Annotated in this window: 14 protein-coding genes and 1 pseudogene; 13 read left to right on the top strand and 2 right to left on the bottom strand. The window is 37.6% G+C overall.

From position 1 onward, the window contains the following. Genes EG342_RS25505 through EG342_RS15520 form a run of 3 tightly spaced genes read left to right on the top strand, consistent with a single transcriptional unit; the run spans window position 1 to window position 5,118 of the window. A complete protein-coding gene (locus EG342_RS25505) occupies window positions 1-1,119 on the top strand; it encodes a hypothetical protein (protein WP_246008632.1) in 1,119 nt (372 codons plus the stop codon). A gap of 5 nt (window positions 1,120-1,124) precedes the next feature. Further along, window positions 1,125-4,685 carry a DUF6443 domain-containing protein gene (locus EG342_RS15515; RefSeq protein WP_123868111.1) on the top strand — a complete coding sequence of 1,187 codons (3,561 nt, stop codon included), beginning with the start codon at window positions 1,125-1,127 and terminating at the stop codon, window positions 4,683-4,685. Beyond that, the gene (locus EG342_RS15520; RefSeq protein WP_103294227.1) at window positions 4,660-5,118 is read left to right on the top strand and encodes a hypothetical protein; all 459 of its coding nucleotides are present in this window, start codon (window positions 4,660-4,662) and stop codon (window positions 5,116-5,118) included. Before EG342_RS15515 ends, EG342_RS15520 begins: the two co-directional genes overlap by 26 nt. A 30-nt stretch (window positions 5,119-5,148) precedes the next feature. On the opposite strand, the gene EG342_RS25640 is transcribed toward EG342_RS15520, so the two are convergent. Continuing rightward, the gene (locus tag EG342_RS25640; protein ID WP_103294226.1) at window positions 5,149-5,475 is read right to left on the bottom strand and encodes a helix-turn-helix domain-containing protein; all 327 of its coding nucleotides are present in this window, start codon (window positions 5,473-5,475) and stop codon (window positions 5,149-5,151) included. Between the two features lie 184 nt (window positions 5,476-5,659). Between EG342_RS25640 and EG342_RS15530 the strand changes: the two are divergent. After that, window positions 5,660-6,016: pseudogene (locus tag EG342_RS15530) on the top strand (RHS repeat domain-containing protein); the annotation flags it as partial. A 659-nt stretch (window positions 6,017-6,675) separates the two neighbouring features. Further along, complete coding sequence (locus EG342_RS15535) at window positions 6,676-7,170, top strand: hypothetical protein (protein WP_103294224.1); 495 nt, start codon at window positions 6,676-6,678, stop codon at window positions 7,168-7,170. 431 nt (window positions 7,171-7,601) lie between these two features. Here the strand turns inward: EG342_RS15535 and EG342_RS15540 are convergent, their stop codons facing one another. Continuing rightward, window positions 7,602-8,228: an RNA polymerase sigma factor gene (locus tag EG342_RS15540; RefSeq protein WP_103294223.1), complete on the bottom strand. Its 627-nt coding sequence runs from the start codon at window positions 8,226-8,228 to the stop codon at window positions 7,602-7,604. 242 nt (window positions 8,229-8,470) lie between these two features. On the opposite strand from EG342_RS15540, the gene EG342_RS15545 reads away from it, so the two are divergent. The 8 genes from EG342_RS15545 (at window position 8,471) to EG342_RS15575 (ending at window position 17,940) form a co-directional block, all read left to right on the top strand. Then, entirely contained in the window at window positions 8,471-9,412 is a 942-nt protein-coding gene (locus EG342_RS15545; RefSeq protein ID WP_246008634.1) for a FecR family protein, read from the top strand. Between the two features lie 62 nt (window positions 9,413-9,474). Continuing rightward, window positions 9,475-12,759, top strand: a complete 3,285-nt coding sequence (locus tag EG342_RS15550) for a TonB-dependent receptor (RefSeq protein WP_103294221.1) — start codon at window positions 9,475-9,477, stop codon at window positions 12,757-12,759. Window positions 12,760-12,788: 29 nt separating this feature from the next. Beyond that, window positions 12,789-12,962, top strand: coding sequence for a hypothetical protein (locus EG342_RS25200; RefSeq protein ID WP_164465193.1), 174 nt, complete (start codon window positions 12,789-12,791; stop codon window positions 12,960-12,962). 91 nt (window positions 12,963-13,053) lie between these two features. Beyond that, window positions 13,054-14,352 (top strand): hypothetical protein, encoded by a 1,299-nt coding sequence (locus tag EG342_RS15555; RefSeq protein ID WP_103294220.1) that lies wholly within the window; start codon window positions 13,054-13,056, stop codon window positions 14,350-14,352. Window positions 14,353-14,429: 77 nt separating this feature from the next. Then, window positions 14,430-15,353, top strand: coding sequence for a T9SS-dependent choice-of-anchor J family protein (locus EG342_RS15560; RefSeq protein WP_103294219.1), 924 nt, complete (start codon window positions 14,430-14,432; stop codon window positions 15,351-15,353). A gap of 185 nt (window positions 15,354-15,538) precedes the next feature. Continuing rightward, the gene (locus EG342_RS15565) at window positions 15,539-16,279 is read left to right on the top strand and encodes a hypothetical protein (RefSeq protein WP_246008635.1); all 741 of its coding nucleotides are present in this window, start codon (window positions 15,539-15,541) and stop codon (window positions 16,277-16,279) included. A 3-nt stretch (window positions 16,280-16,282) separates the two neighbouring features. Beyond that, window positions 16,283-17,614 (top strand): S41 family peptidase, encoded by a 1,332-nt coding sequence (locus EG342_RS15570; RefSeq protein ID WP_103294216.1) that lies wholly within the window; start codon window positions 16,283-16,285, stop codon window positions 17,612-17,614. A 56-nt stretch (window positions 17,615-17,670) separates the two neighbouring features. Beyond that, a complete protein-coding gene (locus EG342_RS15575) occupies window positions 17,671-17,940 on the top strand; it encodes a hypothetical protein (protein ID WP_103294215.1) in 270 nt (89 codons plus the stop codon). The last annotated feature ends 43 nt before the right edge of the window (window positions 17,941-17,983 follow it).

Below are 17,983 nucleotides of genomic sequence, written 5' to 3' on the forward strand. Positions count from 1 at the left end.
ATGAAAAAAGTAATATTCATAGCAGGTATATTAACATTTCAATTTGCATCATCACAACTTTACACCTCTGCAGGTGTTGTCAATCAAAGCTCAACTCCCGCTTCCAATAACATTGGGATCGGAATTCATAATCCTCATTCCAATTTAGAAGTGGGAGACCAAAATGGAGGTAAAATAACGATTTCTACAGCAGGATGGAGTGCTTCTTCTTCCAATCCCAAATATCCTACATTAGAATTTGCAGGATACCAGAATTCACCCAAAGTAAGAATAACAGCTACAGAAGAGACAGGAAACACAAACGGTTCCAAATTTTCGATTTTAGTGAATGATAACAACGGTGCTACCAACCTTGTTGAAAGGTTTTCAATTTTGCAAGACGGAAAAGTAGGAATAGGAACCTCTACACCTGTTGAAAGACTAGATGTTTCGGGAAACATTATTGCAGGAGCCAGCAGCTCCACAGCAGGGATTAACGCCTTTGCCATACGATATGAGGATGGTTCTTTGAGTAACTGGGGAGCCTTACGCAGCTCAGCTTCTACGTATATGAGTTTTGGAGCCAAAGCTAATCCATCAAATTTAGGATGGCTATCCAGTAACGGAACATTGAATTTTGCAAAAACCGCAATTACCTTAGACAATGAAGGGTTAAGATTTCTTGCCTCCCCTGCTCAGCAAGCTGCCTTAAACGCTCCGGTATCCCTGAATGAACTTCTGAAGATTTCTCCCAACGGAAATGCTCTGTTGAATGGAAAACTGGAAGCCAAAGAAATTAAAATTACCCATACTCCAACTGCCGATTTCGTTTTTGAAAGTACCTACGATCTTCCCAAATTAGAAGATGTGGAGAAGCATATCAAAGAGAAAAAACACCTTCCGGAAATTGCTTCCGGAAAAGTAATGGAAAAAGAAGGAGTAAACATCGGAAGCTTTCAGATTCAGTTGTTGCAAAAAGTTGAAGAACTGACTTTATACAGCATCGAACAAAACAAACAACTGAAAAATCAGCAGGAAAGAATCCAGCAACTGGAAACAGAAAATGCAGAACTTAAAAAACTACATCAGGAAGTAGAACAGCTAAAAAAGCAATTTCTTACCCTTAAAGCCAATCACTAATCACCATGAATAAAAAAATAGGTACAATCCTTTTATTAGCAGGAAGTGTGCTTCATTACGGCCAGATCGTTCTGAATTCCTCACCCACTCCTAATACAGAGGTCTCAGACCCCCACAGCATACGGCTGCTTCCGGGATTCAGTTTCGGTTCTGCGAGCGGAACTTTCCGAGGCTTTCTGGGATCCACCAATAACTCAGGGAACAACCCGTATGTTCCTGTGACGGTAGATCCCACGACCAATATATCCGGTAGTGAAAATTATATTTATACCCGGGAATATCTGGTTCCCACCACGACTTCAAATCCGGCATTACAACAGATACAAAACATCCAGTTTTTTGACGGATTGGGAAGACCCAAGCAAAATATTGGCATCAAATCCACCTCTGGAGGAAAGGATCTTGTTACTTCCATTCCGTATGACAATTTTGGCCGTCAGGTAGATTCCTGGCTTCCGGTACCTATGTCTTCACAAAATGGGAATATCCAGTCCGGAGTAGAAGGCAGTGCTACTGCTTATTATCAATCCAATGGAATTAATGATTCATCTCCGTTTACTCATAAAACACTGGAAAACTCCCCTCTTGACCGGGTTTTAAATGTTAAAAATCCAGGAGCCGATTGGCAGAATAAGCCGGTTACCTTTGGATATGATGCCAATGTAGCTGGTGAAGTATATCAACATGTTACCTCTACAACATGGGAGAATGGAGCCACTAAAACGGTATTGAGTTTAGCTCCTTCTCCAACCTACTTACCCAATCAGCTATATAAAAACACGATAAAAGATGAAGAAGGAAATGAAACTATTGAATTTAAAAACGGACAAGGCCAAACCATACTCGTCAGAAAAGTATTGGATGTTTACACCCATGTAGACACCTACTATGTATATAATGAATATAACCAGCTGGCTTTTGTTCTTCCACCTCAGGCAATCAACAAACCCATTACAGAGACTTTACTGAGTGATCTGTGTTATCAATATCGCTATGACGGAAGGAGTAGACTTGTAGAGAAAAAGCTTCCGGGAAAAGGCTGGGAATACATGGTCTATGATAAGCAAGACAGATTAGTAGCTACCCAGGATGCCAATTTAAATGCAAAAGGTCACTGGCTGTATACCAAATACGATAAATTTGGAAGAGTGGCCTATACAGGGATAAACACCGGCGGAACAAGGTCTCAGGAACAAACTGAAGCCAATACATTTGGCAGCAATAGTGTAGATCGGGGAAATTCTTCATTTTTTAACAGACAGGGAATGGATGTGTATTATAGTAATTCCGACATCACCTATCCTAAGTCTCCTACCTGGGTTACCTTATTGTCTTTGAATTATTATGACTCTTATCCGGGATACAGTTTCAATCCTTCATTTCCTGCTACAATACAGGGAGAACCTGTTTTAACGGCAACACCAACCTCTGACGGAAGAAGTACCAATAGCCTTCCTCTTGTCAGCCTGGTGAAAAATATTGAAGATGATAACTGGACAAAAAACTATACCTATTATGACCTCAAAGGAAGGGCGATAGGATCGCATTCAATCAACCATCTGGGTGGCTATGCGAGAACGGAAAGTCTGCTGAAGTTCTCAGGAAAACCAAACTATACGCTTAGTTTTCATAAAAGAACTCAGAATGATACCGAGATCAGTATTAAAGAATCTTTTGAGTATGATCATCAGGAAAGAATGGTAAGACACTGGCATCAGGTAAATGGAGCCAACAAGGAACTTCTTGCCGAGAATGTATATAACGAGCTGGGACAACTGCAGACTAAAAATGTAGGAAACACCACAGGAAGCCCGTTACAAAGTGTTAATTATGCCTATAACATCCGGGGTTGGCTGACCAAAATTAACGAGCCTTCCAATTTGCTTACCAAGCTTTTTGCATACGAGTTAAGATACAACAATCCTAATGCCCAGTTCAGCGGAACGGCCAAATACAACGGTAATATTTCCCAGGCAGCCTGGATTACCCAAACTGATGCCGTACTGAGAAATTATTCCTACGAATATGATCCTTTAAACCGACTGAAAGAAGGCCGCCTTTGGGATGCTATGAACTTAGACCGGGGAGAATATACCGAAAACCTGACCTACGATCTTAACGGGAATATTGGTAGTTTGAAAAGAAAAGGCAGACAGTTCCCAGGATATACCGCTCCCGAAAACATGGATGATCTGGCATACGAGTACACAGGAAACCGCTTAACCAAAGTACGTGATATTTCTGAAAACCCTTCAGGATATCCTATTGGAGGAAAAGCCTTTGCTTACGATGATAACGGAAATATGACGGTTCAGGAAGACAAAGGACTCACCATCCGGTACAATTATCTGAACCTGCCTCAAAATATCCTTTCTCCACAAGGAAATACATCTTATGTATACAGTGCTGATGGAGTAAAGGTGAAAAAAATGGCAGGAAGTAAAGTCGTAGATTATCTGACCGGTTTCCAGTATGAGAACAATACATTACAATTCTTCCCAACCTCAGAAGGCTATTTTGATTATGTGAAAAATAAGTATATTTACAATTACACAGATCACTTAGGAAATGTACGATTAAGTTACATGAACGGCGGGTCAGGAATAGAGATCATTGAGGAAAGCAATTACTATCCGTTTGGGTTGAAGCATGAAGGGTATAATACTTTGAACGGGAATGCTGCCTATCAGTATAAGTACAATGGAAAGGAGCTCCAGGAGACGGGAATGTATGATTATGGAGCGAGGATGTATATGCCGGATATTGGACGATGGGGTGTGGTAGATCCGCTGGCGGAGAAGATGAGAAGATGGTCGCCTTATAACTATGCTTACAACAACCCAATAAGATATATTGATCCAGACGGAAGAGCTCCTTTCGGAGACTTCTTTGGTACTTCAGGAAAGTATCTAGGTAGTGATGGAAAAAATGATGGAAAAGTATACTTAAGTCAAGGAAATAAAAGTAATTATTTAACAGCGGGCAAGCAAGAAGTTGCTGGAGGATTAGCTTCTTTAAGTGCTATTTCTAGATCATTAAGTATGACAAATTCTCCTTCAAACCATAAAATTAGCCCTGACTCTAAAGGCGGACATCACGAAGTTAGAGCAGATATTGACTTAGCAGGAAAGAGAACAACATTCACAGAAGGAGGTAAAACTTCTATAAGTGGCGGTGTTGCAGGTGCAGAAGTTAATGGTTTTGATATAATGAGTCAACACGGTATTAAAAACGATATAAAATCTGATATTGTGCTTCATACCCATCCTACAGCAACAACAGTAGAAAGTACCGCTACTGCGGGGCAATTCAAAGTTTATACTTTGACTGCAACAGATCCTTCTGCTGCTGATACGGCAGATTTTGCTAAGAGAGATACGAATATTATTGCAGGTAACTTGGAAAAAAATACAGTACAGGTAAATGCGGATGGTTCTTTCGCTGATCCAAATAATAAACAGGGTGCTGTATTTTATGACAGAAGCGGAAGTGAAACTATGAGAATTGAATCATCTACAGTTAATAAAATATTATCTAATTATGAAAATGGTCAAATCAAACCTTAATAAAACCATAAGCTTACTAGTATTTTTTGTATCAATTACAATTTACAGTCAAAAAGTTAATTTGATAATTTTTATAAATGATGAAATTATCACAAGTCCTTTAGGTTTAGAATTTCACAATAATACTTCCACTAACACATACAAGTATACTTATTCTCCAGGAAAAGAAGTCGACACTGATATTAGTGATATTTTTAAAGAAAATATGATATTGCAATTTAATGCGTATGGAGACAAAGAAAACCTAACTAAACGCTACAGCTATAATATACCTCTTGAAGCGGGTCTATTTAATGATACCTCTTTTCTGATTATAAAAATCTACAATCTAGATAAAAAAGAATACAGAAAAAAATACTGCAAATCAAAAGAACTTTATATCGTAGACTTTCATAAAAGTGGACTTCATATAAATACTGGAATATGCAAGTAATAGCAAACCCCTCGCATTTTGCGAGGGGTTTTATTGTGTGATAATCTGTTGTAGATTATCTTTCATTCTTTTGTTAGAAATTGCTAGGTCAATCATTTTAAGCAAGGCTTGTTGTTCATCTTCAGGAAGCAGATCAATCAATTTTATTTTTTCTAAAAGCGGTAAATTGAGTTCTTTCTGCAAATCGTTGTCATTAAAAAATTCACTTACAGAAACTCCGAAAACTTTAGCCAATTTTTCTAATGTAGAAATAGACGGTTCTACTTTGCCATTTTCAATCCTAGAGTATTGACCTTGTGGAATACCCGAATCCGTGCAAATCTCTTTTTGAGAAAGGTTTTTAACCTCTCTTATGATAGATGTTTATTATTAAGAAAGAAAGTATTAGAATTGCAAGAATTGGATTTATGGAAAATAGATTTAATAAAAACTAATGAAAAATGGAGGGAAGTCATTGTGCTTTGTGATAAAATAAAAGATATGATTAAAAAAATTAAATAGTCCCTCGCTGCCGCACGAATCCTTTCGTGTGGCATTTTGTTATTTTGACAATTCAAAAATTAAGTATATTTACAATTATACAGATCACTTAGGAAATGTACGATTAAGTTACATGAACGGGGGATCAGGAGTAGAGATCATTGAGGAAAGTAATTATTACCCGTTTGGGTTGAAGCATGAAGGGTATAATACGTTGAGCGGGAATGCTGCTTATCAGTATAAGTACAACGGAAAGGAGCTTCAGGAGACGGGTATGTATGACTACGGAGCACGATTCTATATGCCGGATTTAGGAAGATGGGGAGTTGTGGATCCGAAAGCAGAATTAATGCGCCGTTGGTCACCGTACAATTATGCATTTGATAATCCAATACGTTTTATTGATCCAGATGGAAGAGCTCCTCTTACTGATTTTTACAATTTAAATGGGAAAAAGATTGGTACAGATGGCGTAAATAATGGAGTTAGAGTTGTAGTTACTGACAAGGATGAGGCGAAATCAATTTCAAAAATAAAAGGAAATGTTGATGCAAGTTCTGTTACGTCGGGTGTTACCCTTCCAGGCACAGCTGTATTGAAAGAAAGTTTAAATGTTTTGGATAGAACAGTGAAGAATGGGGGCAAAAAAGAAGAAAGTTCCATTGTAATGAAAGATGGAACTGTTATACAAGGAAAACAAGGTGCGGAAGTTAAATATGGCGTAGATGCATATGCAGGTGCTACGTTACCTGACCTACCTTCGGGTAAAACCCCAGCTGATGCAGCAGCAACGATACATTCTCACCCTACAAAAACGGAAGCTATTGGAGAAAAAGTTTACAGTGGTAATGCGCAAGAACCATCAGGAACAGACACAACAACCTTTGCTCAATATGGGACAAATGTTATTGTTGGACCTCAAGGTTACTCTACAGGGCAACAGGGTATCAATCCTTCAACTGGAAAAATGGAAGTAACAACTAATGCTAATCCAAATGGAATTTCTATTTATAGTGGTGCCAATACAACATCATCTGTAAATCTTACTAAAAAAGCCGTTGAAAAAATATTAGAATAATGAGAAACCTTATATTAATATTAGTATTCCTTTTATCATCTAAAATCTCATCGCAGAGTAAAGAAGGAAATATAATTATAACAGTAGATCAAAATGTACATCCTTCTCTTAGTAATATGTATATTTTGAAAGGAGACCAAAAGTATTATATCAGTTATTTTCCTGGCAAGTTTGTAATAAAAGAAGCAGATTATCAGGATTTGTTACATAAGGATAATTCATCTTCTTTAAAATTAGTTTTGAGTAGTAACTTACAATGTAAAGATGACCTAACATCAAAACTTTATGAAATAGAGGATTTTAAATTAAGTTGGTTGGATCAGCCATATGTTATTCTTTACATTTATAATACAGACAATAAGAATTATAAAAACATTTACAATCCTTTGCCAGGAAAAGCCTATACATATGATTATGAATATCCTGGAGGAACAATGAAAAGAGTTCAAAAGTCGTTTACTAAAGACCAGAAGAAATGTCAAACGAATAATTAAAAGGTAATACTTATAGTCTACGAGTTTTTGACTTAGTTGTAGATACAAGCAAAACCGCTGCCTTAGCAGTGGTTTTCTTGTTCTGTTTTCATTTACAAAACAGAACAAGAAAAATAAATCTTTTGGATAATGTTTAGAGCTAGAATAAAAGGGTTCCACGACGCTGCCACACGAATCCTTTCGTGTGGCATTTTATTAATCATTACTTTTTGTAAACTAGCTCATTTTTATATCTTTATCTAAAACAGATAGTGATGAGTAGAAATTATAAATTCTATAATCCGGAAGGACTATATTTTATAATCTTTGTGAAGACTTCCCCTTTTTCAAACAGTTGATAAATATAAAATACACTCTAATTGATCAAACATTCTTTAGCGTTATGTCTTTAACTAATAATCAAATAGCAATTATATCGTTTGTTTAAAAGATTAGTAGCTGGTTAATATCTCCATCAACATCACAATTGATACCAGTTTTTTAGAAGGCTGGTATTCGGAGCTTAATTGTTCACGGATTTCTCCCAATGCCTTGCTCAGTTTATTACTTACTGTCTTATTGCTTATTCCCAAAGCTTCTGCCGTTTCATTTACGGACATATTTTTCCTGATTCTCATATCATAAACCTGCTGTTCTGTTGAAGAAAGTGTAGATACCACCTCGTCAATCATCGATAATAAAACCGAAATTTCGTTCTCTTCAATAATTTCAAAATATTCGGTGTCTGTGAGGTCTGTTTCTGACGGGAAATCAATCTCGTCAATACTCAAGGTGGGCGGTGCTTTCTTATAGCTGTTATAGTAATCGAGGATGCGGTAATGAAGATAGCGAAGTAAATATCCTTTAGCACTTTCTGCGGCGTCAGTTTGAATGGTATCGGTATTTTCGAGGATTTTCATCCATAGATTTTGAAGCAGTTCCTCAGAAACCTCTTTATCCCTCGTACGCGCAAAAGCAAAGCGATACAGGCTGTCCCAATATCGGTCATACAGCAGCATAAATGCAGGACGATCGCCTGATTTTATTTTCTTTAATAAACTATGGTCTGTCAGATTCATAATGTTGCAACAAAATTACCTAAAGGAAAATTAACTTTTTGTGAACTTTAATTATGGTAAGGTTAAATATTTCTTTTAAACAAAGCTTAAATATTAATCTAATGTTGAATAAATGTAAAAAAAGTTAAAAATGATTGGAAAAACAGCTTAAATATGAATAGAATGTTAAGAATTGGCTGGGGAAGTTTTTCATTTTCATAGTCTTATAGATAGAAGTATCTGTGAATACGATGAACTATTTTATGAAACGTTTGACATATAAAAATATTGAAGCCTTTGTTTTCAGGCTGTGGACAAGAGAAGTTTCCGGGGAAAAAATTTCTGAAAAGGAAAATGAAATTTTAGAAAACTGGAGAACCGGGATAGAAAGAGATCTGGATCCTATCCATATGAAAGAATCTAAGGAAAGAATATTGTCTGCCCTGGAACATTATTTTATAGCTTCTGAAAAAAGAAATCACATCAGCAGCTTTAGAAAATATGCATATAAGGCTGCTGCAATTGTCCTTCTGCTATTATCGCTGGGAAGCTGGTTTACTTATTCTACTTTCTTTAAGCCTGATATGTATGTTGCAAAATCGGAAAAACAGGTGATAAAGCTGGCGGACGGATCTGTTGTAACGCTTCTTCCAGGTGCTGAACTTACCGTGGCTCAATCATTTCCTGCTTCTACCAGAGTGGTAGATCTAAAAGGAAACGCCATTTTTTCTGTTGCCAAATCAAAAATCCATCCCTTTATTGTGAATGCTGAGGGTTTCAGTACTAAAGTATTGGGAACCGTATTTAAAATATCGCAGTCCGGACAGAAAAAAGCGGTAGATCTTTATGAAGGTAAAGTTGCCGTATCATCCGCAGGAGTACCTGTTTCTTATCTGAAACCGCATCAGCAATGGACCAATTTCGGGGTTGCCCATACTACTGCTATTATTTCCATGGGAAAGACTACAGGAAACCGGACTCCTGAACTGCTTTCTTTAAGCTTTAATGATGTACCTCTGAAAGAAGTTATTACCGTCCTGGAGGCCAACTATCATGCAAAAATCTATTATCCTAAAGAAACTGAAGACAGGAAGATCACTGCAGATTTTACAGGTGGAAAAGTGGCTGAAAATATAGAATCACTAGCCTTCATTCTGGGACTGGAAGTAGAAAGAAAAGAGAATACTTATATCCTTAAAAAATAAATCAGACAACTATTAAAATTAATAATCAGATAACCCTTAATCAAAAAAGAGAACACCGACGTATGAGAAGTTTGAAATGTGGTTTTACCATAGCAGCGTTATTTTTTACTGTAGCCACAGAAGCCCAGGAATTGGTTCAGAAAGTTTCATTTTCTGAACCTGTAAACAGACCGTTAATTGAAGTATTGGAAGAATTTGCAGGGAAAACCGGTATGAGGCTGGCCTATTCAAAAATAGATATTAAAGAGCTGAAGGTAAAAGGCGTTAAGTGTGAAAATACAACAATAAACAGCTGCCTGAAAGATATTACCAATGGTCTTCCCGTACTATTCAGGCTGCATGGAGATCTTATTTCCATTAAATATGAAGGTTCTGGTTTATCAATACCGGGAAACGGACGCCTTTCCGGGAAAATCGTTGATGAAGTGGGAAATCCGATCGTTGGCGCAGAAGTTACTATCGCCCAGAAAACTGTCGTAACGGATAATAATGGAGATTTTACGGTAGATCTTCCATCTGGAATATATAATCTGACCATCAAAGCTTCCAGATATAACAGCCTTAGGGTTGAAAAATTATCGGTCACCAATAAGGAAACCAATACGGTGTCTTTCGCGTTGAATGCAGCTTCGGATAAGATTACAGATATCAAAGAGGTCGTTGTGACGGCTACCCGTAAAGCAGATACGCAGGCCGGATTACTGACTCAGCAAAAAAAAGCAGCCCAGATGAGCGACGGGATTTCTGCGGAACAGATTTCCAAAACACCGGACAGCGACGTAGGTGGAACCTTAAAAAGAGTAACAGGGATCACCACAATAGATAATAAATATGTCGTGGTGCGATCCATGGGAGAGCGATGGAACACTGCTGCGATGGATGGTATCAACCTGCCGAGTACGGAAGCTTATAATCAAAATTTCTCTTTTGATATTATTCCTACCGCAATGGTAGAAAGTGTAGTCGTTAGCAAATCGGCTACTCCAGATATGAATGCCAATTTTGCTGGAGGGTATGTTGAGGTACGTACGAAAGATATTCCTAATGAGAACTTTACTACAGTGACTTTGGGAACTTCTTATAATGATCAGGCAGCATTTAAAGAATTTCTGACCCGTAAACGCGGAAAATACGATTATTTCGGATATGATGACGGAACAAGAGACTTTCCGAAAGGTCTTGAACCAATGGGAGTCAACAATCCTATGTTCTTTGAACAGTCCAGACAGTTTGTCAATGACAACTTTACAACCTATAAAACAAGAGGGGATATGGGCTCGAATATGCAGCTGGCACTGGGAAGAACCTATGCTCTTAAAAATAACAACAAATGGGGTTTTGCCGGAGCTTTTATCATTAAAAATGAACAGAATAAACTGGATATTGATCATACAGGAAGAGGAAACTGGCTGGATACTACCGGACCTCTTGATGCCAACGGGCAAATTCCTTTTTACAATTTTAAAAATACAGGAGCTTCCTACAATTATAATTCTACGGTAGCCGCGATGCTTAATTTCGGTTTGCAGCTTAATAAAAGCAGAATTTCATTCCGTAATTCATACACCCATATTTATGATAATACGCTCACAAGAATTACAGGATGGAATGAATACACCAGCGGAAGCGGTTTACCGGCTAATGCAGAGGCTTCGTACAACTATTTTTATAACGGAATTGTTCCTAATAATGATCCCTCACAGATCAAATCTTTAGACAAACCTTTCACAGGGAATACAGATTATCCCGTTTATCAGATGTTTCTGCAGAATAAGCTGGAGGGAAACCACAAAATCGGAAATATGGAAGTCAATTGGTTTGCTGCTAGAACAGGCGTTTCATCCGATACAAAAGATTATACGCTGCATCAGACCTTGTATAATTTTATAGGCCGTGAAATTTTAAGTTACCATGAGGTCAACAACTCCTCAAGTGATTTTGCGAGAGGATATATTGCCAGTAAAGAAACCGATTACAATTACGGAGCCTCTTTCAAGTGGAATTTTGACCGGGAAGCCTTTAAAAATGATATTAAAATCGGGTATGCAGGGGCATCAAAAACGAATACTAATCAACAGCAGAAATTTCTACTGAGAGTTGATGAAAAAAGAAATGTACCCAACAGTAAAATACTACAGATGTACGGTGCCCTTTCTGATTGGTTTGACGGTTCTCACTATGCTCCCGGAGGAATCGGATGGGAAACCAGACCCTTATATAAAAATGAAAAATATGAAGGTGAAGTAGAACAGCATGCCATGTATGTGATGTTTGATAACCGATGGAGAAATAAATTCAGGTTGGTATGGGGATTACGGGCAGAATATTTTAAGTATGATCTTATTTCGCAGCAGCTTGATACGGATGATTCCAGGAATGTTAACAAACCGGGTATTGATGATCAACCCTGGCAATGGATGCCTTCTGCGAATTTTACCTACAGCCCAACCAATAAAATGAATGTGAGACTGGCTTATAACAAAACCGTAATCCGTCCCCAGTTCAATGAAAGAATAGGACTGCCTTATTTTGATCCTGTAGCCAATGGCTTGATTTATAACACACAGATGGTGTCTTCTGTAGTCAATAATTATGATTTTAAATTGGAATGGTTTCCTGGTTTAGGTGAAATTTTTTCAGCCGGAATCTATTATAAAGATATAGATCATCCTATCGAACGTGAGGGATACCTTTCCAACGAAGGAAACCTTTATCTGTATAATGGCAATTCAAAAAATGCAAAACTGAAAGGATTTGAAGTGGAAGTAAGAAAAAATCTGGGTTTTATTGCTGATAACTCTTTTCTTTCCAACCTTTTTGTAAGTGGAAACTTTACGTTTAATGATACAAAAGTCATTGCTTTTAAAGACCGGGAAAAAACCGGAGATAATGATGCAACCTACGAAGTGTCGAGGCCTCTTTACGGACAGACTCCTTATGCTTATAATGCCGGTTTAATGTATGATGGCGAAAGGCTGGGGTTAAGTTTTTTATACAACGCCAAGGGAGACCAGTACATCACGGTGGGATATTCCTATAACGGGGAAGAAATTCAACGTCCTTACGCAGTGGCTGATGCCCAGATTTCCTATAAATTCCTTAGAAACAGAAACCTTGAAGTTAAATTGAATGTTAAAAACCTATTCAACAGGGTCAAGGAATATTATAACAATTTTAATTCTTACGTAGCTAGAAAAGACGGGGGCGGAAGCGGGCTGGAGACGGAAAGAGAATCCCTTGAACTATTGCCGGGGGCAACCAGTAAATACGATAAGAATATTGATAAAATCTTATTTCGTGCTTACAGTGGAAGAATATTTGGGTTGAGCGTGAATTACACATTTTAATCAACCGATACGATAAAAATTAAGAGCTCTTGATAGAGAGATGTACAGGTTTCGGAATCCTGAACATGAGCCGGATGAATACTGATGAAGCGCACAGCAGTACCGGATCAGCTGAAAAACGGGCGTTATTGCTTTTCCCGGACAATAACGGATCAAAGGGAACATATGCAGTCCAGCTCCTCATGGAATGCATACTGAATTAAAAACCAAATCGCAGAAATATAGAGGTGAATATTTCTGAATATTAAAACTTCCGGTCATAAAAAACAACCGGATGCATCAAAAATTATAACAATGAAAAGATTAACCCTTATTGCAGCTGCTGCATTATCCCTTACTGCTTGTCAACATGATAACCTTGCAGATTCTTCTGCTCCATTTGACATGAAATCTACTTCTGCTGAATATCTTACAGCTTCTTCTCTTCCTGTTACTACTGTTAGCGGACCTATTACCTCAAACACTACATGGAGTGGAGTAATAGAGATCGATGGTACTGTAGCTGTTAAAAATGGAGCTACCCTTACAATTCAGCCGGGAACATTTATCAAAGCTAAACCAAACGCTTCAGGAGAAGGTTCTGGAATTTTAGTAATTACAAAAACCGGTAAAATTAACGCTACAGGTACAGAGTCTCAACCAATTGTTTTCACCAGCTATAGATTATTAGACGGAAATGAAGACACTACGGCAACTCCAGGAGATTTTGGAGGAGTAATCCTTTTAGGAGATGCGCCTACCAATGTACCTTCTACAACAACAATTGAAGGTCTTACCGGAAGTGATTACTACTTCGGTGGTACAAACCCTTCTCACAATGCGGGAATTATGAAATATGTGCGTATTGAATTTGCAGGGTACGATTTCGTAGGAGCTAATTCCGGGAATGAAGTTAACGCTTTATCTTTAGGAGGAGTTGGAAACGGTACTACATTGGATCATATTCAGGTATCTTACGGTCAGGATGATTCTTTCGAGTTCTTCGGAGGTACGGTAAACGCTTCAAACTTAATCTCTTTTGCTGCAGAAGATGATAACTTCGACTTTGATAACGGATATACCGGGACTATTACATGTGCACTTTCTTTGGCAGATTACAATTCAGCTCACACGGTAAGCGGTGGAAGCCCGGATTCTAACGGTATTGAGTTGGATAATAACGCAACAGGTACTGCTACACCATTAATTACAAACCCTGTGATCAACAATCTTACGATCATTGGAGCTAAGTTTGGTACTGCAGGACAAGATGCTGCCTACGAAAACGGTATCCACATCAGAAGAAACGGTAAATTAACCTTAAATGATGCTGTAGTAACAGGATATCCTACAGGAATCAGAGTAGAAGGTACAGGTTCTGAATTATCTGCTGCTTCTAACTTAGGTTCAATTCAGGTTCATGGCTTTACAACTTCTGTAATGGGAGCAGGTACAGCAGGAATCCCGGTTGCTAACCTTCTTACAGGAACTACCGCTGCATCTTGGGGGATGAGCCAGCCATTCTTCAACGAAGGAAGCTGGAATGTATCACCTAGAAATTGTGGAAACTTCCAGGGAATCTGGACAAAATACAATTTTTCTATTGTAGAATAAAAAACTTTAAAAAGCAGGGAACGGCATATGCTGATTCCTTGCTTTTCTATTCAAAAAAATCTAAATAATTAAGTATCATGAAAAAAATAATTTTATCTTCTGTTCTGTTTTTATCTCAGCTAGCAACAGCACAAACTCTGGTATGGGGTAATACTTTTGATACTCCGGCTTCTCTTCAGGGATGGACTTTCCATGACCTGAATAACAATAGCAACGGATGGCTGCAGGGGCAGAATATTTATCACAACGGTACTTCTATGGTATATGGAACAGCTGGCGTTCTCCGTCATTCCATGAGTCTGGTTCCGACAGGAAGTGCTACAGGATTTGCAACAGAAAATGACTGGATCATTACTCCCGAAATTGATTTGACCAATACAACCGGAACGTTAACACTTACTGCTTCTATCGGAAGACAGAGAACGACACACACAGTCCTTGGGCGCGATCTTTATATTTTTGTAAGCACTCCTCAAAAACCGATTCCTACTATAGCTGATTTCCAGGCAATGACGGTAGATGGAGCAGGTAATGATCTTCCAAGTCCTTATAAATTACAGGTAGGAGGTTCCACCAATCCTTTTCCAACAGATCTTACTCAATTTGTAGAAAACCTTGTAGATCTTTCAGCTTTCGCCGGAAAGAAAATTTATATCGGAATGTGGTCCAACAGAAAACCAAACGGTAATAATATTCAAAATATCAATATTGATGAAATGGGTATTTATGCTTATTCATTCCTAAGTACAAAAGAGGTAAAAAGAAACAAAACCGTAACACAAATTATAGAAAATCCGGTAAAAGAAACTTTATATGTAAAGCTTAATCCGGAATTAAAAGAAAACAATACAATAGTTACCATTTACAATACTACGGCTCAAAAAGTTCTTACCACGCAGTATTCAAAATCGATCAATGTTGCGGGATTATCAGCCGGGATTTACATCACGGAAATTTCAGATGGAAAAACTACAGAGCAATTAAAATTTATTAAAAAATAATCAAAGAACCCTTAGAAAATTCATTTAGAAAGAAAACATAAATTTTAAATATACAATTATGGATGACTATTAGAAGAAGGTCATCCAGAGCATATCCAACTAGTTTTTTTATAATTATATATTGCCCCGGCTCATCGGGCGGGGCAATATTTTTAAAGTTAAATGACATAATTTAAACAAGAAAGATGAATAAGATCTTTGCATTTCTATTACTAACCATACTTTTTTCCTGTGCAGATAACACAATAATGGAAAAGTATGATAAGGCACAAAAGCCAGGAGAAGTATCTATAAAAGGATTCTCCAAACCGGATGTCCTTCAGTTGAGGTTTAACGGGGTTCCCGTATCCATTAACGGAAATACTTCCTATACCAATAAAATAGAAACCCAGCTTCAGTTTGTATTGGACGAAGGCGAAACCAACAAACTGGAAATATATAATAACGAAACAGGATCCGAAATTGCCGGCTATACAATTACCTACAACAATGTGGAGGATTATAAAAACCTGTATTTCTTTAATCTTCCGGGTATTTTCCTGCAAACCTATGCCGTAAAACCTCAGGTTAACCTGGGAAAAGTAGGATTTGAATTTATTTTTCCAAACCTGGGAGAATTTTCAGGAACCTCTCTTAAAAATGTTAAAGGTATTTTGAAAAGAGAAAACGGAGTCGTTCTGGCAGAATTTGAAGAGATCGGAAAGGATAATTTTACAGCAGTAAAAATGTATAATTCATTCAGTTCTACAGCTCCGGTCTACCTGGAATTATACAAAAAGGGAACCACAGAACCCTATGCAGGATCTGAAATGATTAAAGTTAAAATAAACCAGCACACAGGTGCTAACATGATTGTTCTTCAGGAAAAAATGGAAAATGGAAAATGGACGGTAAAAGGAGACATTGATATAGCTGGATATCTGTAAAATATGAGAAAATTTGTAAAATTTCTACTTATCGTAATAGCGGCCTTTCTCATTTCATGTACAAATAATGACGAAGGAGCTCCTTCTTTCCCTGAAGGAAGTACCGAATCTGTCAATCTTTGGGTCCAGGACAGCATGAAACGGTATTATTACTGGGCAGATCAAATGCCTTCCAAGCCGGATTATCATCTTCCGGTAAAAGATTTTTTCAACAGTTTATTGGCTCCTCAGGATCGTTTTTCTTTTATAGTCAATACAGAAGATTCATCCAGTTATCCTCGTTCCATCCGGAATATGTATGGCTTCGACTATACGGTTATTCAACTTGCCAATGGGGAAGTTGTAACTGTTGTGAAATTGGTATTAAAAGACTCTCCGGCATTCAATGCAGGCTTAGAAAGAGGGATGATGATTACCAGAATCAATGGGAAATTAATTACCGCAAATAATGCCGAATCCATTACTTCATCAATGAAAGACCAAACGGCTTTAGATCTTAAAGTGGGAAATTGGAAAAACGGGACCATTGCTGATGAAAAAGACGTAAAAGTCTACTATGGATACTCTTTTGAACAGCCTTTATTATCTAAGATTTTTGAGAAAAACGGTAAAAAGACAGGTTACCTTTATATTTATGATTTTCCGGATGGAATGACATCAGTACTTAATCAAAAATTTGCTGAATTTAAATCAGCAGGTGTACAGCAATTGATTCTTGATCTCCGCTACAATTATGGAGGTTCGGTATCATCTGCAGCAGCATTGTGTTCCCTGATTCCTTCGGGAATAACATCAGGTTCTCCATTCATCCTTTTTAAAGGAAATAAAAATGGAGGCGAAGTAAAAAGAACATTTGCCGAACAGATTGCCTACGATCCCAAAGCACTTGGTTTTAATACATTGCGGGCGAATGCATTGGGGCTGAATAAAGTGTATATTCTTACCTCAAACAGTACAGCATCTGCTGCAGAAATCGTTGTTAATAACCTTAAACCGTACTTACAGGTCATCCAGATTGGAGACATTACTTTAGGTAAAGATATGGCAGGATTTACAGTGGAAGATAAACGTAAACCCAGAAAAGTTTCCTGGCAGATTCATCCTGTTATTTATAAAGTATATAATGCCAATGGAATAGGGGAATACAACAAGGGAATTGTCCCTCAGGTCAAAGTGAATGAATACATGGAATTGCCGTTACTTCCCTTGGGTGATCCTGGTGAAACATTGATCTCATCGGCGCTTAATAATGCTTATTTAAAAACAACAGCACATAAGGAAGTTAGAATTTTATATCAAAGTGATGTACCCGGCATAGAAGGGAAGGGCTGGTAGGGGATATATTTGCTTTTTCAACTTTTATCTATTAAGCCATTTTAAAAAATAAAATTATGCAGGGAATAGAACCAAAACTTCACACAAGCCTCACCAGTCGTATTGAAAATTACCGACTGCTAATTGAAGCTTTGGAAGATCCCGAATCCCGGTCTTCTGATATTATGCTGCAGATTTCAGAATTGAGCAGTCTCTATGAAGATTATTTATCCAATAAAAAGAACCTTGAACAAAGCATTAAAAACTACAAGGTATATCATGAGAATCTAAGAAAAAGACTTACGTTGAGATACCGCGAACTTAAGAGAAAAACAAGGCAGAAATAATTGGTTTTGTTGCCAGTGTTTATCACGAAATTCATACATTTAT

The sequence above is a fragment of the Chryseobacterium lactis genome, from assembly GCF_003815875.1.
Classification (GTDB): domain Bacteria; phylum Bacteroidota; class Bacteroidia; order Flavobacteriales; family Weeksellaceae; genus Chryseobacterium; species Chryseobacterium lactis.